Below are 24,185 nucleotides of genomic sequence, written 5' to 3' on the forward strand. Positions count from 1 at the left end.
TGTTATTAACTCGTTTTAAAAATAAGTGGTTTTACGGTTACAAATAGCAAAGAATCAATGTTCTTCGCATAAAAATTGATTCGAATCATTCCACTATTTTCAAAATAGGCAGCAGGAACGTTTGCTTCGTATTTTGAACCCTCAGCAATTTTGATTTTCTTTGTTCCTATTTGTTTATATAATCCGTCAGATTCGAAGTATAAGATGCTTACTCGATTGTCTATGCTTACGTATTGCAGAGTATCCCTACTCGGTTCATTAAGGATTGTGATATTTTTAGCGAATTGAAGGTCTTCGATTAGATAACTGTTAAAAATTCTAAAACTCTCTAGTTCTTTTTGTTTTTCTACGCCTCCAAATGCAGTTTTAAAATTCCAATTCAGAACACTAAATACGCTCGTTAAAACCAATCCTGTAATAAACATCACAATTAGAATCTCAATTAAGGTGAATCCGCGTTGGTCATTTAAGTATTTTTTAAGTTTATTTACTAGTAACATAACCATTCACCTCAATTTCTTTATCCTCGAAATACACTTTCGTTTTAATTAAATAGAAAGGAATGTTTTTGTTATAGTAAGACGTTGTATCGGTAGCATCTATTCTTTCTGCTACTACTTCGTATTTTTTTCCTTTTACATATACACTTTTTCTATAGACCTCTCCAATTGTTTTATACCCTAGTTTTGTTGTTTCAAGCTGATTCTCTAATACACTGACCCCTAGGTTTCTCGCGGTATTGAAACTACCAAAATTCGCACTTTTTGTATCGTAAAATTCATAGAAATTGGCAGAGGCAGTTAAGATGATTGCTAATATAAATAATGATATTAGCAATTCAATCGTTGTTAGTCCTTTCTGGTTATTCATTCTTATCACACGCCTTTACTCGGATAAAATAAAGTACAGAGAAAAGTCTATTTGTAATTCCTTACGAGATGGTTTATTTTGTTTTTCCTCTGCTTTTTTTTCTAAATCCTTTTCAACAATAAATGGTGGAATGTCCATTAAAATTAATTTAATTTGCTCGTCATCCCAATCAACATTTAATTTTTCTTCTGGTGTTAAAGTTTTTAAATCAGTTGTTTCAAATGTAGGAGAAATTTCAACTTTTCTTAAATTCAAGTCAGTAATATAGCAATAGTTATAAAAACTATACAAACTGTTTAAGAATAAAATTAGATTTTTATTTTCTCCTCTTGCTTTGATGTCGTAACCAACTACATTATAAGAAGAAGATAGTTTTGTTTCCTTTTCTTCAAATTTACTTAGGTTGATTCCTAATTTTTTAGCCTGCTCACCAATGTACTGCAATAATTGCTCTTGTTGTGCCTTGGTTATCATACGTTGTTTTTCAAAATCTTTCTTTTCTGCTTCTTCCATCTGCAATTGGCTATCTAGGCTTTTTACCTTCGTATTGAGAACATCAATTTTATTTGCTTCTACTTGTGACTGTAAACTATCTCTTTTCCCCGATGCTTCTTTGATTCTTCCATCTAAAGGTTCATAAACGTATTTAAAAAACGCCGCTAGAACAACAAAAAGCGTTAGAAAGAGTAGTAAAAGTTGGTCTCTTTTTGTCATTTTTTTCATAATACAACTTACCCCCTTATAAATTACTGATACGTAATTTTCATTTCAAAAAGTTTGAAATTCTCTAAACCAGTGTAATAATCGCGAATTTTGGTAACAGTAACATCTGCTATGTATTTTTCTTGTTTTAATTTGTTAGCCAAAGTTGCAATAGAATTAGGATAAATACTGTAACCTCTAACATATATTTCAGAAGTTCCAAAATTAAACGGACTCTCTTCTTGAGGCTCATTTTTAATCACTGGATTATTCCCTTCTGGTGGTACAGTTGTGTTATCCCCTCCTGGAACAGGAGAGCCAAGGTTTGCCGCATTCGGGTCAACAGGAGCCGCAGGTTGATTAGGGTCTGTTGGTGTTTGTCCTGTTCCAGGTTGCGTAGCATCTGGTTGAGCAGGATTTTGTTGTGCATTGCCCTGAGCGTCTGTATTAGGTGTATTTACGCCTGGTTGAGCAGGATTTTGTTCGTTGTTATTATTTGCATTCGATTGATTTGGTGAAACAGATTGTACAGATAAAACTCTCAAATCATCTGGTGCATTTGTAGTAATGGCAAACATGAAACGATGATATGGGAAAGAGGAACTTGAAATAGATTTTTTCTGTTCAATTGTTGATTCTATTTTTTTATTCAACTCTTCTATTTTGTTCTGTTGCGCCTGATAACTATTGATTTGTGATTCATAATCGGTAATTTGTTGTGAGAGATTTTTCTCATATTGATACATACCTCCAGTCGAACCAGCACATGCAAGAACAATATATGCAACAGATTGCTTTGCCTTCTTCATCTTTCTTTCATGTATTACTGAAGGAGGTAATAAATTAATCGTTTTCTTCATGTGTTCACCTCTTTCTTAGGAAAATAGCACATGTTTTAAAAATGTCGATAAAAAATAAAATTCTCTGCATAAAATATATCGAGAAATAAGCATATTAATTTAGAACTTTTGCTGATAAATTAAAAAAAGACCTAGAATCTTTAAAGATTCTAAGTCTTTTTCAATTTTTTAATGATAGAATTGCTGAATTTGCTTTCATATGAACCAGTATCTTTAAATAATGTTTCTGCTCCGCGTGGTCCTAAGTAAAAAGCAGTAAACGGATAATGTTCATTTGTGTTTTGTTTAGATAAATAAGATAGATAGTAAGAACCCATTTCTATATTAGTTTCAACGTCATTTTCTAGACCTGATTTATAAGGAATTCCAAGGTTTTCTAAGATGAAAGGAATTTTATCATCTCTCACTTGCATGATTCCTTTTCGTGTAGTGTTTCCATCTTCCGTGATTAAGTTTTGTTTGTAATTGCTTAACTCTTCAATGACTGAAATGTTCCATGAATTAGGTATGTCGTATTTTTTCGCTTTTAATTCCGCTATAGATTTTATTTTATCTTTACTCATAGTTTTCGAATTAGGAACTTTGTTATCGTCGCTGGGTTTATTAGGAGTTTCTATTTGTTGTTGTATTCCTTCTTGATTTTTTTTCGTTTCTTCGATTTGTTGTTCGATTTTTTCCTTTAATTTAGAAATATCCTTTCCAGAAGAAGCTCCAAATGGATTGCTGCTGTTTAATAATGAATGCATTTCTTTCTCAGAAAGATTATATTTTTGGATGCTATTTATTACTACGCTATTCAATGAATAATCAAACGAGTCTTTAGGATTTTCTTCGTTGTTCTTTTCTATTACAGTATTGTTAATTTTCTCAGCTAATGTATCATTGAAACTTTTATGAACTTTAATTGGTTTAGGAACATAAGAATTCGCTTCGGTTTGTATGTTAATGATGCTGTAAATAATAAAGAATGATAGACCTAAATTTACAATTGCAGTCAATACAGTTAAACGGGATATCATACCATCACCCCTTTCTATTTTAATTATAATTTTTATTTTTAGTCTAAACCGTGGTTTTCAGAAATTACACCTTTGTTCATTAAATCATCAACCTTGGTTTTCATCGTATGCATCCCTTCAGAAGCTCCTGTTTGCATCGCATTAGGAATTTGGTGAATTTTTTCTGTACGTATTAAGTTTGCGATAGCATTGTTGTTTAATAGGAATTCTGTAACAGCTACCCTTCCTTTTCCGGAAGCTTTTTTTACTAATTGTTGAGATAATATACCCACAAGTAAAGAAGCGAACTGTGTTCTTACTTGGTTTTGTTGGTCTGATGGAAAAGCATCTATAATACGGTCAATCGTTTTCGGTGCACTATTTGTATGGAGTGTACCAAATACTAAGTGACCTGTCTCCGCAGCGGAAATAGCGGCTGAAATTGTTTCTAAATCACGCATTTCCCCAACTAGAATAATATCAGGGTCTTGTCGTAAAGCTGAACGAATTCCATCTTTAAAATTGCTAACGTTATGTCCGATTTCCCTTTGATGAATGATAGCTTTCGCACTTTCGTAAACAAACTCAATTGGGTCCTCTAATGTGATAATGTGTTTGCTCATACGAGTGTTAACATATTGAATCATAGATGCCAGGGTTGTGGACTTACCACTACCTGTTGGTCCAGTCACTAAAAAGATACCATTCTTTTTCTTAACTACATTTTTTAATTGCATCGGTAAGCCCAAAGTATTCATATCTAAAATAACATTTGATATTAAACGTATGGAGAAACTCCATCCTTGTCTTTGACGAAACAAGTTAACACGAAAACGAGATACACCTGGTATGTCATACGAAAAATCATAATCTCTTAACGGGTCTCTCATAAAATTTACATCGGGTAGAAGTCCTCTTGCGACAGGGAATAATCTGTCATCATCTAATATTTCTTCTCCAATTCGTACAATATCGTTATCTATTCTATAAATAATAGGTGAGCCACAGCTTAAATGAACATCTGATGCTCCCATTTCTTTTGCTTTGATAAGTACATCATTAAGCCAATTTAACAAATTTCCCCACTCCCTAAAACATTAACTCTATTAATGTATCGGAGCTGGAACTGAAAAATTAAGAAAAAAGAAGTTTAATTCTTTTGAACGAATTAAACTTAAACCCACAAAAAAAGACCTTTAAACTCAATGTTTAAAAGTCTTTTTTAACTTGATGATTTTAATTAACTAATAACTCCACCACAGTTATTAGCAGCGCCATTAACTGTTGGGTTAGCATTAGCACCCGTAAGACCAGTACGAGCAGTAGCTATTGATAAACTAGAAAGAGCAAGGTCTTGTGTACTTCCGAAACGAGCAACGCAAGAATCCACTGTGCCTTGTTTGTAATAAGTAGCTCCAATATAATCGATACCACTACCAGTTTTACCATATGAATAGTAAATAATTTGTGCAGTTGTTGCTGTTGGTTTTTGAAGTTCGATTTTGTATTGTATTCCCCAAGGGTCTTTCCCACTAGAAACAACAGATACCGCAGCTGCACCAGTGGCAACCGGAGTTGAAGATGTTGGAACTTGTACACCTTTATCAAGATATTGATTTAATCCATCCTGAGTTAAGTTTTGTCCTGCCGATTCTTTAAGATATCCTTCAGCTGCTGTTTGGAATTCACGGAAATCTTTTTTCACGCCTGATTGACGAGCTTTATCGTTAGCAAAGTCAAGACGAGGTAGTAAAAGTACAAATAAAATACCGATGATTACAATAACCACTAGGATTTCAACTAATGTAAAACCCTTTTCGTTTTTAAACAATTGTTTGAATTTGTTTAACATAGTTAGGTCCCCCTTTTTAAAAATTTCTACGAAAATATCATACTTTTCAAGGAGCGTCACTTTTTTTTGTTATTTTTATGAAAGGAATTATTTTTCATACAAAACCGTGTAATGTTACGGAAAATTCTTTTGTATTACGATAATAAAAAATGTATGATACTTTTTAAATCTTTAAAAAAATATCATACATTTTTAAAATGTCATCATTTTTTTGCTTTTTATTTTCTGGATTTCATTACAATTTATCAATTAAGGAGAACATAGGTACAAATAGTGAAACAACAATTACACCGACAATAGCGCCTATGACTATCATTAATAGTGGATTGATTAATGCTGTCATTGTTTTTAAGGCGTCACTTACATCTTCTTCATATTTATCTGCAAGGCTGGATAAAACGTCTTCCAGATTACCTGTTTCCTCCCCTACTTTTAAGATTTGAACTAAGGCTTTTGGAAAAACAGGTTTTTCATCCATAGATTTACTAAGGGTATAACCTTCTTCTACTACTTCTTTTCGTACTTTTTCAATATTATCTGATAAGACTTTATTTGATAGAACATTTTTAAGGTTATCTAGTGTATCATCAATTGGGACGCCACTGGATAACAAAGAAGACATCAATCTAGTCATTGTTGCTATATTAATGGCAATTACGAGATTTCCTATTACGGGAATTTTTAAAAGGAAAGCATGGTACTTCTTTTTATACACTGGATTCTTCATTAATAATTTAAATAAATAAATCCCCAAAACGACTACGATAATGAAGACATACCAATAAGTTTTAGCAATATCAGAAGCAGACATTACCACTTTTGTGATTGTAGGTAATTCTGCATCAAATGAAGTTAGTGTTTTAGCCATTTTAGGTACCACCATTGTTAACATAAAATAAACAATACCAATCGCCGCAACTAACACCACAGAAGGATACATCATTGCACCTTTTACTTGCTTTGCAAATCTAGCTTCCCTTTCTAAGTCGGCAGATATATTTACTAACGCTTCTTGCATGAAACCTCCAGCTTCAGCGGCTTTCAATTGGAAAATCATTGCATTCGGAAATACCTTTGGAAATTTTGCAGATGCTTCAGATAAAGGTATCCCCTCTTTGATATCTTTAACTATTTGATTAATAATGGATTTAAAATAAGGATTTCGAATTTGTTCCGCAATAATTTCTACCCCTTTATGCAAAGAAATTCCAGTTTCGATTAGGTAGGAAAGTTGCTTGGTAAAACTAGCCAATTCTTTTTTTGATACCTTTTTAAGAGCAAGAGAATTCATAATAGAATTAACGGGTTTTATTTCTATTAAAGAGACTCCTCTTCTGTTTACTTCTGCAATTGCTTGGTCCATTGATTCTGTTTCGATTTTCTCTTCAATAATCTGTCCATTTTGGTCTAAAGCTTTAAAATGGAAAATAGGCATTTTCTACACCTGCCTTTGCTAAAAAACAAATATATATAGTGAAAGAGGAAATAACGTTACTCGAAATTTCCTCTAATAGCCATTCCAACACATGTTGCATATGCTCCGTTGATTACCTTATCCGTTTGATTCACAATTTTTGAACCGTTACTTAATCGAATTTTATCAGAATCATCAATTTCCCATGTTTCTACGTCCATTTCTAGTATTTTTTGCACTAATTCTTTAGAATCTGGAATAGCAGAAAATCCACCAGTTAGTAATACATGAGATAGATTTAATCCATAGGTTGAGTTAACAGATTGGAAGGAACGATAAGCTTCGTTTAAGGTATTGGTTAAATAGCCTTCTACCATTTCATTGTAATCATCTGCGAATATTGTACGGTTGCCTTTGATGATATCTTCTTTTGCCTGTAGCCCTACTTCATGCAAAATAGATTCGGCTTCTTTATTTGTGATTTCTTCTTGGTTTTGCAATCCTTTAATTATTGTATTTGTGCCAAATGCTAAATTTCGTGAAAATACAACTGTTTGGTCACGCAAGAACACCATTTGTGATGTATTGTAGCCTATATCAAAAACCACAATATCTCTGTTTTCTAAGTCGTTATATATTCTCCCAACATTTCCTAGTCCGTGAATACCTACATCTATAATGTTGACATTATATTTTTTATTTTTAAACTCTTTTACCACTCTTTCTGCATCAATAACAGAATACTGTGCTAAAAGAAGTGACAGTTGTTTTTGATTAGAACCTTCTTTTATAAAGGTTCCTAGTGGCATATAATCCACAACATCTGTTAATTTGTTAAGATTCGGAAATTGTTTTTGATATTCTAACTCTACAAAGGTTCTAATTTCTTTTTCTGGCAATTCCGGAATGTTAATAATCTTTGTTTGAAGTTTAGCACTTGAAAATGAAAGAAAAACATTTTTAGTTTTAATTCTTTCTAAATGAATAATTTGTGACATAGAATCTACAATTCCATTCACATTAAACATATCTGGACCAGTAAAATACTTGGACATTTCAGGCATAGTAAAGACTTTTTTTATGTAGTAATCTCTGGCTTTTCGTTTTACCTCCATTACTTTCATACCATGAATTCCAATATCTATAACAAGAAAATTATCTGATGTGAATTGGATTTTTAATTTTTCAGTGAAATCGCTCATATATGCAGGCTTATCGAGTCTACATGTGATGTGTTTTAATTACACATGTAGAATTAAGCCCCTACCCTCCTTCGGTTTGTAAAATTAATCAGAAACGAGTACAAAACGTCTAACTTCTTCTAAAGTAGTTAATCCTTCTAATGCTTTATCGAATCCATCTTGTTTCATTGTTGTCATCCCTAAATCAATAGCACGATTTTTAAGTTCTGCCTGACTTGCTCCCTCTACAATCATTTTTCTTAATTCATCATTCATTAAGAATAATTCGTGTATAGCTACGCGACCTTTGTATCCTGTGAATTTACATTGTTCACATCCTTCTCCTTTGTAGAGTTTTAGTTCTAAGAAAGAAGGAATTCCAAAAAATGCTTTTTCTTCACTATAATCAGAAGATTTATACGCTACTTTGCAATGAGGACAAATTCTTCTTACTAACCTTTGATTCACAACACCTTTTACAGTTCCAGCTACTAGATAAGGCTCTACGCCCATATCCATTAGACGTACAACAGTAGACACTGAATCATTTGTATGTAGTGTTGCAAAGACTAAATGACCAGTATTTGATGCTTTTACTGCGATACCAGCTGTTTCTTTGTCACGAATTTCACCGATTAAAATAATATCAGGGTCTTGTCTTAAAATGGCTTTTAGACCTTCTGCAAATGTCATACCAGCTTTAGGATTTACTTGCACTTGAACAATTCCATCTAAGCTATATTCAACAGGGTCTTCAATCGTAATAATATTTTTACTAACATCATTTAGTTCATTAATGACAGTATAAAGCGTACTAGATTTACCACTTCCTGTTGGTCCTGTGATTAATATAATCCCAACAGGTGATTTAATTAATTTATCAAATTCAACTTCTATTTTTTCCTGAAATCCTAGTTGTTTAATGTCCATTAATAATTTTCCTTTATCAAGTAGACGAATTGTAACTTTTTCACCATGCACGCTCGGAAGTGTAGAAACACGCATGTCGATGGCTTTTCCTTCTAAATTTATTTGTATACGACCATCTTGTGGCAATCTTTTCTCTGTGATATTCATATCACCCATTGTTTTAATCCTTGAAACAAGAGCAGGATGAAATTTTTTAGGGAGTTCCCTAACTCTATGTAAAATACCATCAATTCTATATCTAACTTCCACTTTTTTCTCTGTTACTCCAATATGAATATCTGAAGCGCCCTCTATAACAGCGTTTTTAAACAAAGAGTTTGTAATTTTAATGATAGGTGAGTTATTATTTTGTGAACTTATATCAAAGCCTGTATCATCTTCTTCAAATTCAGATTCCTCTTCATCAAGCTCTTGGACAACAGTAACGGTTCCATAAAATTCATTTAATAACTGATTAATTTCTTCTTTATATCCCAAGTAAAATTGACAACGAAGGTTTGACTCTTGGAATATTTCATCTTCAAGAATAAGATTTAAAGGGTCTATCACTAATACTTTGACAGTGTTTCCCTTTATTTCAAAAGGAAAACAAGTGTGTTTTCTAACTAATCTCTCCGAAATCAAATCAACTGCGTTCGCGTCAACCTTAATAGCACTTTTTTGTTTAACTGGAATTCGTAATTGCTTAGATAAAGTTGCAAGAATAAGAGATTCTTCCACGTATCCAAGTTCAATTAGAGCTTCTTCTAGTCTAAGGTCTTTTTGCATGCGAAATTCTGTTGCTTCTTTTAGTTGTTCGGCTGTAATATGCCCTTCTTTGACCAATATTTCACCGAATCCATATTGTTTTTTCATAAAAATTCCCCCTTTCACTAAATCTCTAAATCAATCTCGTTTTTAGTAAACGAAGTAAAATGAAAAAAATAAAGAAAACATTTTATTTGGATTATAGAATAAGGAAATTAATAAAGAGATAAAAGATGATAAAGAACAGTTTAATTTTCCTAAAAATGAAAAAACAGCATCCAAAAAATAGAATGGATGCTGTTTATATAGATTACATATTATAAATACTCTGTTCGCATTAAATTTCTGTTAAACTCACTCAAGAACAAGGAAGGACTTAATTTTAACGTTTTACCTTGTTTTGTAACTAGATAATTGTGTTTGCTAAGGAATAACAATTCTTTTGCCCTAGTAATGGCAACATAGGCAAGTCTTCGTTCTTCTTCGATATCAGCTGGCGTAACTTCTTTGAACATTGTATTTGGGAATCCGTTTTCCTGCATATTCGTAACAAAGACAACAGGAAATTCTAGACCTTTCGAAGCATGTATAGTCATTAATTTAACATGTTCGCCTTCGGGTGCATCTTTAGGGCTTCCTAATGCTATTTCTTCTACAAATTCTCTAATTAAAATAGGTTTACCATCTCTTTGTTGTTTAGAAACTAAAATTTCTAATAACATTTCGATGTTTTTAACAGCTTCTTTTTGTTTTCCAGGAAGCCATGTCGAAATAACTGCTTCTTCGAAATTCAACTCTATTAGAAGCTCTTCAATTAATTCGTTTACTGGCAAGGTTTCTGATAAATCCTTTAGTTTCTTAATTAATTTTACGAATTGAAGTGATTCAGATTTACCTGTTTTTTGCATACGCACAATACTGTCTGGATTCTCAAGAATATCTAAAATGTCACGGCTTAAAAACTCGGCTACTATTTTTTCAATTGTTTTATCTGCAATTCTTCTTTTTGGAACCTGGATAATTTCGTTGAACGCATCAATATTATTTTGGTTATGTATGAATTGAAGATACTTCACAATGATTCTAATTTCCGGAATATCAAAGAATGACCTGCCAGAATATACAAAGTACGGAATTCCTTCGAATCTAAGTGCTTGTTCTATGCGAGCACTTTGTCTATTGGTTCTATAGAGAATAGTAAAATCGCTAAAACTTTTATTATCTCTTTCTTTTATCTCTAGAATTTTTGAAGCAATAATTGATGATTCCTCTTCTGGGTATTGTGTATCTAAGAGTGTAATTTTTTCGCCTTCTGGATTATCAGTGAAAAGAACTTTTTTCTTTTGGTTTTTATTATGAGAAATTACTTCGTTGGCAGCTTGAAGAATTGTTTTTGTAGAACGGTAATTTTGTTCTAATTTAATTACTTTTGCTTCTGAATAATCAAAGTCGAAATTCAGAATGTTACGGATGTCGCTTCCCCTAAAAGCGTAAATGGATTGTGCATCATCCCCCACTACTGCAATGTTTCGATATTTATTAGCTAATAGCTTAGATAATACGTATTGAGACCTATTTGTATCCTGGTACTCATCAATCATAAGATATTTAAATTTTTCTTGATATCTTTCAAGAATTTTTGGATTTCCCGTAAACATTTTTACAGTTTGTAATATTAAATCATCAAAATCCATCGTGTTTGTTTTTTCCATCATATATTCGTACTGTCTATAAACAGTACCTAGCAATTCCATATGTTCAGGATTCTCAGAATACCAATTTGCAATCATGACCTCTACCTTTTCACTATCTACAAAAGGAGATGTAAAATCCTCTGTAACAAACATACTTGCATCAACCAATTCGTTTTTCAAAGCAGAAATATATCCTGAAAAAGTGTTGGGTTGGATTTTTGTTTTCCCCTTAATAATTTGCTTAATGTAAGAATTGACTTGGTTTTCATCTGCAATATTAAAAGAACTTGTGTATTCACTTTTCGTGAAGTTTATGTCCCTTTTAAGAGCTTTGTTGCAAAAAGAATGGAATGTAGCCATTTCTAATCCATATACAGATTCGTACCCTATTTTCTTTTCAATTCTTTCTTTCATTTCTGTAGCTGCCTTATTTGTGAATGTAACAGCTAAAATTTCAGATGGGTCAATCTTATGTTTTTGTATCATATTTTCAATTCTATCGACTAACACAGTCGTTTTACCACTACCTGCGCCAGCTATGATTAACAATGGACCATATATATGTTCCACTGCACTTCTTTGTTGTTCATTTAACATATTCTTCACTCCTTTTTATACCTTAAAATTTCGAACTTTAATAACCCAGTGTTGGAACACTTAAGTTTTAAAAAAATAGCACGTTAATGATATAGGCTAGTATATCTTTTTTGTTTTTGTATGTGTAAAAAAAACTGAAAAAGTTTATCCTATTCATTTTTTTCGTTTATAAAGACAAAAGGTTATTTTTGTATAGGAGGAATTATTATGGATTTCAAGAGATTAAGAAAAGAACTTGAAAGGTCTACAAATGTATACACAACAATTGAAAGCGCACATAAAAGACATGTAGAACAAGAAGTTGAAGTGTTAGAGAGTTTGCTTGCTTATCTAATGCCTTCCCTTCCGCAGGAAACTATTAATGGTAAAAAAGCAGTTCTTATATATGTTTACGAAGATAGCAGCAAGAAAACAATTAGCAACAAAGTCTTCTATTGCGAAGATGGAAAAATAAGATATCAAGTATTTAAAAAAGATGAATATATGAACTACAATCCGACAGTTGAATATGACGGTTCTTATGCTGTGGTTGAAACTGCTGAACACTTTTCTAAACGAAATGGTTTAGAGCTTTCTGATGTAGTGGACTTTTTTGTAGAACGTGTTGATGCATTAAAAGAAATTGCGGCTCAATTAGATGAAGGTTTGGAACTTAGAAAACAATATTTAGAATCGTTCAAAAAAATAGCAAGAGACTTCTTATAAAATACAAGCCCATAAAGGCTTGTATTTTTTTCACTTGTAGACCACACCCCACAAGTGGACCACATATCGATAAGGAATTTTCGTTTTTTCTACGAAATTAATCACATGTGAAATTAAGTGGGGAGTGTTTGTGGTATGAATCTAGAACAAGAATTGTATTTAAATGATAACGAGATGAAATATGAAATAGAACATACAGATGGATTAGAAATTGTATCTGAGACAGAAAATATCATCGAAGTAGTAGATACATTCCAAGAGAACAATCGATTCTTAAGATTTAATAAAGAATCATATTTGGTGAACGAGGAAATGATTGAAGATTTCGGTCAGAATTTGAAAGAATGTAGAATTCTAGAATATCTACAAATGTTACCTAAAATTCTACTTATGAACGTTCGAAAAATCTACATCGTGTCTACATCTGAACATTTAGAACAATTAGAAGATGAAACAGGAATATACACATTCGACCTATTTAACAAAGGAATGTACGTTTGGGAAAATGGGAATATCATCATTTCGTTAGCAGCTCACGAAAACGAGTCTGAATTATTATCTCATCAAGAATTAGAAGAAGAAGGACAAACTGATTATGATGAAAATTTACGGATTGCTGTGTGGAAAACTATTGCGCGTGAACTATTCCATTCTTTACAATCCAATCCGTTATTTGAAGATGATATAGAACAAGGAGAAGAAGTTGTAGAAGACTTTTGTGAAATGTTTTTCTCTCCAACATACGCCTAATTAATAAAAAATTAGGCTTTTGTAATATTTTTATTTAATTATCATTTGATGAATCGTTTTATTTATAAAAGGTTTTAAAAACAAAAAATTATATTTAACTGATGTACATTTATTAAGATTATGGAGGAACTTTATTATTATGGAATCGTTAACTTTTGTATTATTTGGAGCTACAGGTGACTTAGCTAAACGTAAAATTTACCCAGCTCTTTATAATTTATTTATTGAAAATAAACTATCATTACCTATTTCTGTGGTTGGATTAGGAAGAAAAGAAATTGAGAAAAAAGTATTTCAAAATCAAGTCCGAGAATCTATTAAAGAGTTTTCTAGACAAAAACCGGAAGAAGATTCTCATTTTAGTAGATTTATTGAAAGCTTTGATTACTGCGCATTAGATGTAACGAATAAAGAAGATTATCAAAAATTACTTTACCAAATTAAAGAAACAGAACAAAACCTAGGTCTGCGTGAAGAAAATAGAATGTTCTATTTATCGGTGGCACCTGAATTTTTCGATGTAATTGCACATAACATTAAAGAAAGTGGATTAGGTGATACAAAAGGTTGGAAAAAACTTATCATCGAAAAACCTTTTGGACATGATTTAAAAACCGCTCAAATCTTAAATGAAAAGCTTAGTAAATCATTTGAAGAAAATGAAATTTATCGTATTGACCACTATTTAGGAAAAGCAATGGTACAAAACATTGAAGCTCTAAGATTCGCAAATCCACTTGTAGAGTCTTTGTGGAATAATAATCACATTGCAAACGTTCAGTTTACAGCAAGTGAAATTGTAGGTGTAGAACAAAGAGCAGCTTATTATGACAACTCTGGTGCTATTAGAGATATGGTGCAAAACCACATGCTACAAATGCTAATGATGATTGCTATGGAGCCTTCAAACACTGGAGACATTCGTGATGAAAAAATAAAAGCATTGAAGTCTATAAGTCCACTACAAGTAGATGAAGTTGGAGAATTTGTCGTACGTGGTCAATATGGTGCAGGTAAAACGGGCGATACAGCGGTTGTAGGATACAAAGAAGAACCAGGAGTAGACCCAAATTCTACAACTGATACATTTGTAGCCGCTAAGTTTATGGTGGAAAACCCTCGTTGGTCAGGAGTACCATTCTACATTAGAACTGGTAAAAAAATGAAGAAAAAATCTACGCAGATTGTTGTAGAATTCAAAAATCTACACGATGGAAAATTCGAGAATACTCACCCTAACTTATTTGTTATTCAAGTAAATCCAACAGAAGGTGTTTCATTCTTAATGAACTCTAAAGATGTATTAAATAATGGGGAAATCGAATCTATAAATGTAGACCACATAGAGAGCTCCACAAACGTTCCTGAAGCATACGAACGTTTAATACACGATGCGATTTGTGGGAATTCTAATTTCTTTGCTCGTTGGGACGAAGTAGAATATTCTTGGAAATTGGTACAACCTATCCTTGATGCATTCGAAAAGAGTTTAGTAGTTCATGAGTATCCAGCAGGTTCACAAGGACCAAAAGCAGCACATGAATTACTAGAAAAAGACGGATTCCATTGGTGGGAATAACTTTAATAAAAGAACCGGCTCTCATTAAAAGATAGCCGGTTCTTTTTTAAAGTAACAATGCCTCAGTAATTATAGTATAGACAGGAAAAAGTTTTTTTAAACAAGAAAGGACCATACATATATGAACATTTTACAAATTACATTTTTAGATAAGTTGGCTTACCAAATTGAAAATCAACATTTCAAGGCAATCGTGCTACCATCCCAAGGCAGCAATGTGATTTCTCTATACGACAAAAAGAAAAATGTAGAATTATTAAGAACTCCACAAACCAAAGAAGAATACACTTTAAGACCTATGTTATATGGGATTCCTGTTTTATTCCCTCCCAATAGAATTGAAGATGCTACATTTGTATACCACAATCAAGTCTACAATTTAGCAATGAACCGCGCTAAAGAAAATAATCATATACATGGTTTTGTTCATGATAAGGAATGGGATGTAGTTGTAGAAGAATGCACAAACCACAAATTAATTACTAGATTGGATTCTAGAAAGCATCCTGAAATTCTACAACAATTCCCGCATGAATTTATATTGGAAATGCATGTGGAGTTAAAAGATACTGGATTAATACAAACATTAGTAGTAAAGAACCATAGCGACAAAAAGATGCCTGTGGGTTTAGGACATCACACTACATTTGCATTTCCGATTTCTACATCAACTCTACAAATAGATGTAGAAAAACAGTGGGTATTAAATGAAAGATATCTTCCTACAGGGGAACTTCAAGATGCTACATATCAAGAGGAATTAGAAAATGGGATGATATTAAAAGATATCACTCTAGATGATGTGTATCCAATGACAGAGAACCTAGCAGCTGTAATTAAACATCCATCTCTTGGTATAGAAATAAGCTACACTGCTACAAAAGGATATCTCCATTGGGTTCTATTTACTGCTGGTGGAAAAGATGATTTGCTAGCTATTGAACCATATTCTTGGGTAACAAATGCGCCAAATATTAATCTACCTCCTGAACTTACTGGTCTACAAGGATTAGAACCAGGAGAGGAAAAAGCCTTTGTTACAGAGATAAATGTGCTCCACTTGTAGAATGTGGTCTACTTGTGGAGTTCGTTAGCGAATACTATCATTAGAAAAACAAACGACAATTAATGTGCTCTAACTCGTTACTTTGGTAATGAGTTAGAGCATTTTTTATTTGGAATATGTTTTAAAATAAAGTCCCTAACTATTAGGTGCTTTTTTCAATGTCTAAATGCTTTAACTCTCATAGCGAAAGATTTTTGGTACGCCAAAATAAGCAGCTGTTCTATCTGTTGTTTAAAACGAAACAATAGGTAAATAGTTCTTATAACAAGTAAATGTAGTCCACATATAGAATGTGGTCCACTTGTGAAGTTGTTTGGTAGTGTTGAATCTATATGTAATTAGACATTAGAACAGATGTTAGAAGAATAAAGGGAAATAATTCGGGAAATAAAAAACTACAGCAGTTTTAACCCAATTAATAAACCCCTGGTAAAATAGATAATGTAGAAATAAAAAAGAATGATATTGTGTAGGAAGAGAGTGATATGTGGAAATGGGTATATCAAGAGTAAATTACAAACAAAGCCGAAAACACTCAAACAAAATAGTCCCTAGAAGTTTAACCTTAGGTGGTATTCTTAGAAGAATGTTTAAAAAAGGTAAGTATAGTAGGTCAAATACACGAAATAAACCATTTACATTTGGAGAATGGTTGCTGTTAATCATCGTAGGGATTCCGTTAGCATTCATTTTTATCAAAGGAATTCTAAAATTTTTAATGTGGTTAGGAATTATTTTTGTGTGCTTTAAGCTAATTAGAAAAAATAGTAGATAGTAAACAATACAATTTTAAAGTGAAAATACAAAACAAAAGCAGTTGATTATATATCAACTGCTTTTTCTAGTTCTTATTATTTATTTCTTTTCGACAGCATGTCCGCCGAATTCGTTACGTAGTGCAGCTACAACTTTACCATTGAAAGTATTGTCGCCCTTAAGAGAAGTGTAACGGCTTAGTAAGCTTGCAGCAATAACCGGTGTAGCTACTTGTAGGTCAAGAGCTTCTTCGATTGTCCATTTACCTTCACCAGAAGAGTGCATTACACCTCTGATACCATCAAGTTTTGCATCTTTGTTAAATGCATCTTGAGTTAGTTCCATTAGCCAAGAACGAATTACAGAACCATTATTCCATAATTTTGCTACAGCTTCATAATCGAAGTCATATTGAGATTCAGCTAATACTTCGAAGCCTTCTCCAATTGCAGCCATCATTCCATACTCGATACCATTGTGGACCATTTTTGTGTAGTGTCCGCTACCAGCTGCTCCTGTGTAAAGATATCCATCTTTAACTGCTGTGTCGCGGAAAATAGGTTCTACAATATCCCATGCTTCTTTATCTCCGCCAACCATGAAGCAAGCACCATTACGAGCGCCTGACATACCGCCAGATGTACCAGCATCTAAGTAATGAATACCAGCTGTTTTGAAATCGTTATAACGACGAATAGATTCTTTGTAATGAGAATTACCCGCTTCAATAACAATGTCACCCTCGTTTAAAAGAGGTTTAATTTGCGCTAGTACCGTATCTACAACCTGATGCGGAACCATAACCCATAATACTCTTGGAGAGTTTAAAGACCCTACAAGTGCATTTAAGTCTGTAGTTCCTTCTCCACCATATGCCTTTAATTCCTGTACTGCTGCTTGATTTAAATCAAAACCAATTACATCATGTTTATTATCAATTAGGTTCATTCCAAGGTTTAACCCCATTTTACCTAATCCAATTAATCCAACTTTCATGTTATTTCCCCCTAAAAGTACAACTTCTTGCTAACGAATAATGTTTTTCCATTTGAATGAGTTGTAAAAAGTATCATTCCATCAAAAATGAGAATGAACTGTTTTTCAACAAAATAGAAAAACGATTCCAGTATATTCTTAACAAAAAAACTTATAATTCCTCTATTAAATTTCGGAATGTTAGTTTTTTGGGAAAAATAACCTTGTTGAATTCAGAAAAAAAATCCGGAATTTACTTTTTTTAGATTTGAAAAAATCTATAATGAATTTAAATATTAATAGTTGTGGGGGAAAATCCATGTCCTTATCTGCATTTTTATCGAAATACAATATAGATGACTTATTTTTACTAGAAAATTCAAAAGAAACTAAGAGTGATTATGAAATTTCAGAAAGCACTTGTTCGAGCGAGAACCTTGTGGGTCTCCATAATAATTCAAAATTACTATTCCCATCTTACTTTTTACGATTTGGAGCATTTGAATCCGTAGTAGAGTTAGATGAAAAGGTTCTCAATGTGCTTTTAGAAGCTGGTTCTGTAAAAGCTTATGAAGAATTAAAAAATAGATACGGGAAAAACCTGGCAAAAGCTCCGGATGAGTTTTTAGTTATTGGAGCGCAACGTAATGGACGTTTAGAAAGAGATATTTTAACGGAAAATTACGAATCTATTATTGAACGAATTATTAATAGAGTGGATAAGCGTTATTATTTCAAAGGGCAAGAAAAAGAAGATTTGATTCAAGAAGCCTTCATGGGCTTCCTTAAAGCTATTGAGGTTTATAAAATTGAGCGCAGAACGAAATTTAAGGACTTCTCCCATTATGTCATTCAAAGGCATTTAGGAACTTTAATGAATCGTTCTAAGAACTATCGCAACCGCGCCTTGAATGAGAGCTTTAGTTATAATATGCCAGTAAATAATAATAATGAAACGACTTTCGAAGAGTTACTAGAGGGAACTACGTCATCCCCTGAAAAAGTAATTGAAGACCAAGGTACATATGTTGAAATCCGTGAAAAGTTAACAGAAAACGAACAAGAAGTTCTAGATTTCTATGTTGATGGATATACATATGAAGAGATTGCTTATGAGCTCATCAAAAAGAAAAAACAAATTAATTTTGATGGAATGAACTATGAAGAAGTTTCAAGCTCGATTAAACTTTACGAAGCTTATAAAACTGCTATTGAATCACTACATAAACAATTAACCAAAAAAGCAGTTTCAGAAATTTCGTCCCTTCTAGAGGAATTGGTGATTCAAACAATTATGCACGATGAATCCAACAAGGAAAATGTTGTGGAATTAATGATTACACATATTAAGGAGCTAGAGTTTGAGCTTCATCTAACAGATAGTAAGAAGTGGTGCTCTGAAACAATTATGGATGTAATCCTACAACCAATTTCAAATGTGTTACATAAGGAATCACACAAAGAAATGTTACAAGAGCTAACTAAGCTAAAAGAACTAGCTCAATTGAATATAGAAAATGAAGTCTATCAAAAAAACCTCAAAAAGCTTAAAAAAGCAATTGAAAAAGAGCTAGTAAGTATTATCTCTGTGTTTGTACACGACACAATTATCTATGATGATGAAGAAATCACAGATAAAGTTTTAAACTTAGACTTACAAATTCTAAAAGAAATGACAAAAGAACAAGTTCTGTTGGATATACAAGTGAAGTTTAGTTATATGAATACTGACGGTTTAACTTGGAAAGAAATCGCTCACGAAATGAAACGTAAAAAGAAATCAGTTGATAATACGATTCAACGAATTCGTAATAAAGGCTATCAACATCAAGAAGAATTCGAAGAAATAATGAAAAAAGAATTAAGTTTGTAATTAAAGAAAGGTGGGAAATGTATGCCTTCAGGAAGTACGCATAATAAAATAAATTTCCTGTTTCTTCCCGCTTTTCTCCTTTTGCTTGTTCTATCAGGATTTGGTTCTTTTAAATATGCCTTCATATTTTCTATAGGATTTGTATTTGGGACATTATTTTTGGACCCAGATTTAGATACAAGAGGTAAATCTTTTAGGAGATGGGGAATTTTCAAATTCATATGGATTCCATATCAACGTACATTCCCTCACCGTTCTGTGTTTACACATGGAATTATTATTGGGGATATTATTAGAATCGCTTATTTAATGGGATGGTTAATGCTAATGTTTTATATTCCTACGTTCTTAGTAAATTCCATTATAAAGCCATTATATAAACTATATTTTTCTAAACATGATTGGTCAATTGGTGTATTTATAATCATCTTAGTGATATCTATAATTTCACTTGTGAAATATGGAGTAAAAAACAACTCACAATTGGCTCTTTCTTTGATTTTAATACTTGTAATGCTATTGGATTCTACAAATGTGTTTTCGCTGTATGAATGGGTATTAGAACACTACAAAGAGGATTATTATAGTCTGTGGTTCACAGCCCTTGGAATCGTTCTTTCCAGTGCTCTACATGTAACATCAGATATCTTAGTTTCATCATTGAAAAAAATACTTAAGTAAAAAACATCGCTTTTTCCGGCGATGTTTTTTATTTGTTTTAGTCCTTTATAATTCATCAGTTATGAGAATCATCTTGTTTTTCCATTACCATTTCCTTTTTCAATTTCATAAACGAACGATACATTGCAATGCGCCAAGATACAATCATTGAAAAAGAAAGCAGGAAAAACATTCCGCTTAACTGTCCTAAATGAATTGTCTGACTAAGATACGATTTAAACGCAAGACGAACAACAATTAAACCAATCAAAATAAAGATAAACGCCTTAGAACGTTGTAAATAAATATCTTGTTCTCGTATTTCAAATTTTGATGTTTTAATAAGAAAAATAGAAAAAAACAACCCTACCAAAACTGCTTCTATTATTTCTGATGTTGTTAAACGAAATTCCGGAAGAAGATACATAAATGCTCCAGTGCTCATAAAGATTGGTGGAAGCACAATTTTCTTTAAAGTTGCTGGCTTCTTTGCTGCTTTCAAACGAATAAACATGACACCCATAGCCATACAAATCGCAATAATACTCGATATAAGAGCTAGATGCATTCGCAAATCATCCTTTGTTTTAGAAATATCAGACACATATTCTTATTGTGTGTTTGATATTCTCAATTTTTCTGGCTAAAGACTAGAAACCTTTAAAATCAAAAAAATGAAAAGCACCCCTTTCGAGGTGCTTTTGTTTTTCGGCTTCTGTTTGCTATATAAAACATAGAAACAAACATAAAAATACACAAATACATACTAATTATATAACGTGTATATACAAAGTATAAATACGTTATACATTGGTTATATATAATTTATATACACGTTATAAAAACGTTACATAATAGGTATATACGCTTTATATATTCATTCTATACTTCTTCTATACTATCAATTTCATATGTTTTCTGCTGGGTTTTCAAGTTTTCAATTTCGATTCCGTCAACAGTTTCTTTTCTTAATAGTAACTCAGCAACTGCGTGTAAATACTCGTTGTTTTCTTGCAACAAGTTTTCCGTATCTTTTATTACTTGCACATAAATTGATTCCATTTGTTTCTCTTTATCTTTATCTGAAAAACTAGGAACCAAATCTTTTTCTCCCATACCCCAATCAGAAACCATTTTTTCAATTATTTCTTTTGCTTTTCTAAAGTCATCTGAAACTCCAGTAGAGTGCGAACCGAAAATCATTTTTTCAGTTACACCTCCAGCCACTATCATTTTTAAGTGGTTTAGGAGTTGTTCACGAGGCAATAAGCCTTCCTTAGGTATTTGAGCTACAAATCCTAAAGCATCACCTCTAGGGACAATTGTAGCCTTTCTGATGCTATTCGGGAAAAGAAGTGCTGAAACAGCAGCGTGTCCAGCTTCGTGATAAGCAACACGTTCTTTTGTAGCTTTATCTTTTATTTTTCTTCCTGCATTTCCAACAACAACGCGGTCTATACCGTAGTTAATGTCATCCATTGTAATTTTATCTTGTCCTTTAGTAAATGCATGATATCCAGCGCTTTCAAATAATGATTCAATGTCCGCACCTGAATATCCAGAGGTACTCTCGGCAATTTCGCTTAATCTAGATGTAACTTCTTCATCTAATGGTTTATTTTTTGTGTGAATTGCAATAATTTCTTTTCTTCCTTCGATATCTGGTAAATCAATCTTAATTTTGTAATCAAATCTTCCTGGACGTAATAAAGCATCATCAAGAATGTCCAATCTATTTGTAGCAGCTACTACAAATATATTCTCCGTAGATTCAACGCCATCCAATAAAACTAGTATTTGATTCAATGTTTGTTCTCTTTCATCATTGCTGTATGCTCCGTTATTTGAACGTTTTTTACCTATTGCATCAATTTCATCAATGAAAATAACAGCAGGTGCGTTTTTCTTTGCTTTTTGGAATAAATCTCTGGCTCTTTTTGCACCTAAGCCGGCAAACATTTCAACAAAATTCGAACCACTTGTTGCGATAAATTCAGCCTCGAAACTAGTGGCTATGGCTTTAGCAATAAGTGTTTTACCTGTACCAGATGGTCCGTAAAGTAAAATTCCTTTTGATGGTTTTAATCCTAAAGCTTTTGCTTTTTCAGGATTTTTTATCAGTTTTTGAGTTTGAAGAATCTCATTTTTTACTTCTTCGCTTAATCCACCAATCTCATCAAAAGTAATTTTAGGAATACTATCCTTTGCTCCTGAAGATTCGGAACCAGAATTTTTGGACCTTATCATAGGCATAATAAAAGACCAAAACATTACTATTAATAAGCCATAGAAAAGTAAATTGAATATTGTACCAATCATATTTACTGGTACTACATATGCGTATTTGATATCATATTTTTTTATTAAATCTGAAATACCGCTATCATTAGGATTTGCTTGAGTGACATATTTTATAAGATGTTTTTTATCTTTTTCTTTATCTCCAATAGTTAGATAAATTTTTCCTTCTGACATTTCAATAATTCCTAATTTTTCAGATTTGTTTTTTTCTATTACTGTTAAAAATTCACGATAACTAACTTCTTGTTCCTTATTTTTTGAGAAAGCATCAGTATCTTTAATAGCAATAACTGAAATAATCCCAATTAAAATAGTGATATAAAACAATTTGCGTAATGCTTTTTTGAGATTTGGTTGTTTTCTTTTCATTCATTGTTTCCTTTCTGATATAAAAAAGAAAAGTACCTCTCATCTAGATACTTTTCTACTTAAGTTGCTTTATTCCTAGAAATACAATATTTAGTTTTCATATATTGTATCCTAAGCACTTTGATTTGTTTGCTTTAATTCGCGAACAAATTCTTGGAAAGCAACCTTTTCTTTATAAGTTGGCAATAAGTTGTTTAGCTCTTGAACCAATTTATTAAGTTTATGACTTTCTTCTTGATGCTTCACAATTTCTCTTTTACAAAATTCTAAACGTGTAGTCATTATTCTGCACCTCCATCTAACGAAAAGGGATTCCTAATTTGTTAGATGGTAATGCATAAAAATAAATTGTGTTAAAACTTTTTAAAAAAGTTTATCAATAACATGACTAGAATAATTAAATGATTTGCTACGTATTACTTTAAAAGTTTTATTAGATTTATAAATAGTAACCTTTTGAGGGTTTCTTGTTTTCAGTTCTCGACCATCTGCAACTACTCTAAATGGACGCTTTTTCTTGTTTTCTGGTGCTATTTCTACAAGGGAAGTTTCATTTAATAGAATTGGATTAAGAGCGCTTCGATAAATTTTATTTCGTTGCTGCGCTACTGTAGTAATTTGAATAGTAGGTGTTAATTCCATAGAGACCGCACCAGCAGCTGCCATATTATAAGCACCAGAACCTAATGCCGTGGAAACAACAATTCCATCCGCAGAAAAATTCAATTTACTCGTTTTATTAATTGTGGTTTCCATATGGATTATTTTTGTCCCAATTCGTTCTACACTAATATCATTAAAAAAGATATCTCTGTGTGTGATTCCATTTCTTTGTGTTATTTCTACCTCGTAGATAGGGTATTCAACTACCTCATATTGACCTTGAGCCAACATTTGAATCAATTTTTTGGAATCTGAATATGGAAATTCAGAAAAGAACCCTAAATTCCCACCGTTTAAACCCACGAAGAGGGGGTTTTCTTTATACCGGTCTTTTACAGCAGATAGAAAAGTTCCATCTCCTCCAATTACAACTATTATGTCACCGTTAGACATAGGGGTGAAGCCAGCTTCTTTTAATTGCTTTGCCACTCGATTTCTGCGGTTTTGATGATTATTGGAGTAATTATTAAAAATACTGATTCTCTTCATTGTTCTTATAAAGGATAGTTTGGCAACAATCTAACCTTTTACCTTCCTTTCTATATCAAATCACTAGTTTGATTTCATGTTCTCTTTATCTTTACAACGAAACCTATAATAATCATCTTTTTAAAAAAAAGAGCAATTGCCTGTCTAGAAAAGA

At 32.3% G+C, this 24,185-nt stretch carries 22 protein-coding genes; 6 read left to right on the forward strand and 16 right to left on the reverse strand.

Annotation, left to right across the window (positions count from 1 at the left end; translation table 11 throughout):
- Positions 1-5 precede the first annotated feature (5 nt).
- The 11 genes from PDL00_RS00630 to PDL00_RS00680 all read right to left on the reverse strand — a co-directional run bounded on the left by PDL00_RS00630 (position 6) and on the right by PDL00_RS00680 (position 11,845).
- On the reverse strand, positions 6-500 hold the full coding sequence (locus PDL00_RS00630) for a PulJ/GspJ family protein (RefSeq protein WP_270725372.1): 495 nt from the start codon (positions 498-500) through the stop codon (positions 6-8).
- A complete protein-coding gene (locus tag PDL00_RS00635; RefSeq protein ID WP_098517537.1) occupies positions 484-870 on the reverse strand; it encodes a prepilin-type N-terminal cleavage/methylation domain-containing protein in 387 nt (128 codons plus the stop codon). Before PDL00_RS00635 ends, PDL00_RS00630 begins: the two co-directional genes overlap by 17 nt.
- Positions 871-885: 15 nt before the next feature.
- Entirely contained in the window at positions 886-1,593 is a 708-nt protein-coding gene (locus PDL00_RS00640) for a type II secretion system protein M (protein WP_098006951.1), read from the reverse strand.
- A gap of 23 nt (positions 1,594-1,616) precedes the next feature.
- Positions 1,617-2,432 (reverse strand): hypothetical protein, encoded by an 816-nt coding sequence (locus PDL00_RS00645; protein ID WP_270725377.1) that lies wholly within the window; start codon positions 2,430-2,432, stop codon positions 1,617-1,619.
- 149 nt (positions 2,433-2,581) lie between these two features.
- Positions 2,582-3,451, reverse strand: coding sequence for a transglycosylase SLT domain-containing protein (locus tag PDL00_RS00650; RefSeq protein WP_270725379.1), 870 nt, complete (start codon positions 3,449-3,451; stop codon positions 2,582-2,584).
- Positions 3,452-3,489: 38 nt separating this feature from the next.
- Entirely contained in the window at positions 3,490-4,506 is a 1,017-nt protein-coding gene (locus PDL00_RS00655; protein WP_270725381.1) for a type IV pilus twitching motility protein PilT, read from the reverse strand.
- A 164-nt stretch (positions 4,507-4,670) separates the two neighbouring features.
- Positions 4,671-5,282, reverse strand: coding sequence for a prepilin-type N-terminal cleavage/methylation domain-containing protein (locus tag PDL00_RS00660; RefSeq protein WP_270725383.1), 612 nt, complete (start codon positions 5,280-5,282; stop codon positions 4,671-4,673).
- A gap of 235 nt (positions 5,283-5,517) precedes the next feature.
- Positions 5,518-6,717: a type II secretion system F family protein gene (locus PDL00_RS00665; protein ID WP_270725385.1), complete on the reverse strand. Its 1,200-nt coding sequence runs from the start codon at positions 6,715-6,717 to the stop codon at positions 5,518-5,520.
- Between the two features lie 56 nt (positions 6,718-6,773).
- Positions 6,774-7,898 (reverse strand): pilus assembly protein PilM, encoded by a 1,125-nt coding sequence (gene pilM, locus PDL00_RS00670; RefSeq protein ID WP_270725387.1) that lies wholly within the window; start codon positions 7,896-7,898, stop codon positions 6,774-6,776.
- A gap of 84 nt (positions 7,899-7,982) precedes the next feature.
- A complete protein-coding gene (locus tag PDL00_RS00675) occupies positions 7,983-9,662 on the reverse strand; it encodes a GspE/PulE family protein (protein WP_270725389.1) in 1,680 nt (559 codons plus the stop codon).
- A 209-nt stretch (positions 9,663-9,871) separates the two neighbouring features.
- Entirely contained in the window at positions 9,872-11,845 is a 1,974-nt protein-coding gene (locus tag PDL00_RS00680; protein ID WP_270725391.1) for an ATP-dependent helicase, read from the reverse strand.
- A gap of 207 nt (positions 11,846-12,052) precedes the next feature.
- Here PDL00_RS00680 and PDL00_RS00685 point away from each other — a divergent pair, with 207 nt between their 5' ends.
- The 4 genes from PDL00_RS00685 to PDL00_RS00700 all read left to right on the forward strand — a co-directional run bounded on the left by PDL00_RS00685 (position 12,053) and on the right by PDL00_RS00700 (position 15,945).
- A complete protein-coding gene (locus tag PDL00_RS00685; protein ID WP_270725394.1) occupies positions 12,053-12,550 on the forward strand; it encodes a hypothetical protein in 498 nt (165 codons plus the stop codon).
- A gap of 135 nt (positions 12,551-12,685) precedes the next feature.
- Complete coding sequence (locus PDL00_RS00690) at positions 12,686-13,300, forward strand: hypothetical protein (protein WP_098517617.1); 615 nt, start codon at positions 12,686-12,688, stop codon at positions 13,298-13,300.
- A 139-nt stretch (positions 13,301-13,439) separates the two neighbouring features.
- The gene (zwf, locus tag PDL00_RS00695) at positions 13,440-14,879 is read left to right on the forward strand and encodes a glucose-6-phosphate dehydrogenase (RefSeq protein ID WP_270725397.1); all 1,440 of its coding nucleotides are present in this window, start codon (positions 13,440-13,442) and stop codon (positions 14,877-14,879) included.
- A 121-nt stretch (positions 14,880-15,000) separates the two neighbouring features.
- On the forward strand, positions 15,001-15,945 hold the full coding sequence (locus PDL00_RS00700; RefSeq protein ID WP_270725399.1) for an aldose 1-epimerase: 945 nt from the start codon (positions 15,001-15,003) through the stop codon (positions 15,943-15,945).
- A gap of 855 nt (positions 15,946-16,800) precedes the next feature.
- On the opposite strand, the gene gnd is transcribed toward PDL00_RS00700, so the two are convergent.
- Positions 16,801-17,697, reverse strand: coding sequence for a phosphogluconate dehydrogenase (NAD(+)-dependent, decarboxylating) (gnd, locus tag PDL00_RS00705; RefSeq protein ID WP_270725401.1), 897 nt, complete (start codon positions 17,695-17,697; stop codon positions 16,801-16,803).
- 298 nt (positions 17,698-17,995) lie between these two features.
- Here gnd and PDL00_RS00710 point away from each other — a divergent pair, with 298 nt between their 5' ends.
- Entirely contained in the window at positions 17,996-19,549 is a 1,554-nt protein-coding gene (locus PDL00_RS00710) for a sigma factor (RefSeq protein WP_170953078.1), read from the forward strand.
- Positions 19,550-19,570: 21 nt separating this feature from the next.
- The gene (locus PDL00_RS00715) at positions 19,571-20,230 is read left to right on the forward strand and encodes a DUF2227 family putative metal-binding protein (protein WP_270725404.1); all 660 of its coding nucleotides are present in this window, start codon (positions 19,571-19,573) and stop codon (positions 20,228-20,230) included.
- A 55-nt stretch (positions 20,231-20,285) separates the two neighbouring features.
- Here PDL00_RS00715 and PDL00_RS00720 read toward each other — a convergent pair whose 3' ends face one another.
- From PDL00_RS00720 to PDL00_RS00735, 4 genes are all read right to left on the reverse strand, one after another.
- Complete coding sequence (locus PDL00_RS00720; protein ID WP_270725406.1) at positions 20,286-20,777, reverse strand: CcdC family protein; 492 nt, start codon at positions 20,775-20,777, stop codon at positions 20,286-20,288.
- Between the two features lie 314 nt (positions 20,778-21,091).
- The gene (locus PDL00_RS00725) at positions 21,092-22,879 is read right to left on the reverse strand and encodes an AAA family ATPase (RefSeq protein ID WP_270725408.1); all 1,788 of its coding nucleotides are present in this window, start codon (positions 22,877-22,879) and stop codon (positions 21,092-21,094) included.
- 111 nt (positions 22,880-22,990) lie between these two features.
- Positions 22,991-23,161 carry a hypothetical protein gene (locus tag PDL00_RS00730; RefSeq protein WP_176543822.1) on the reverse strand — a complete coding sequence of 57 codons (171 nt, stop codon included), beginning with the start codon at positions 23,159-23,161 and terminating at the stop codon, positions 22,991-22,993.
- Between the two features lie 81 nt (positions 23,162-23,242).
- Positions 23,243-23,971 (reverse strand): NAD(+)/NADH kinase, encoded by a 729-nt coding sequence (locus PDL00_RS00735; protein ID WP_270725412.1) that lies wholly within the window; start codon positions 23,969-23,971, stop codon positions 23,243-23,245.
- Positions 23,972-24,185: the final 214 nt, after the last annotated feature.

Origin of the sequence: Bacillus cereus group sp. TH152-1LC, assembly GCF_027710505.1 — a bacterium.
GTDB lineage: Bacteria > Bacillota > Bacilli > Bacillales > Bacillaceae_G > Bacillus_A > Bacillus_A mobilis.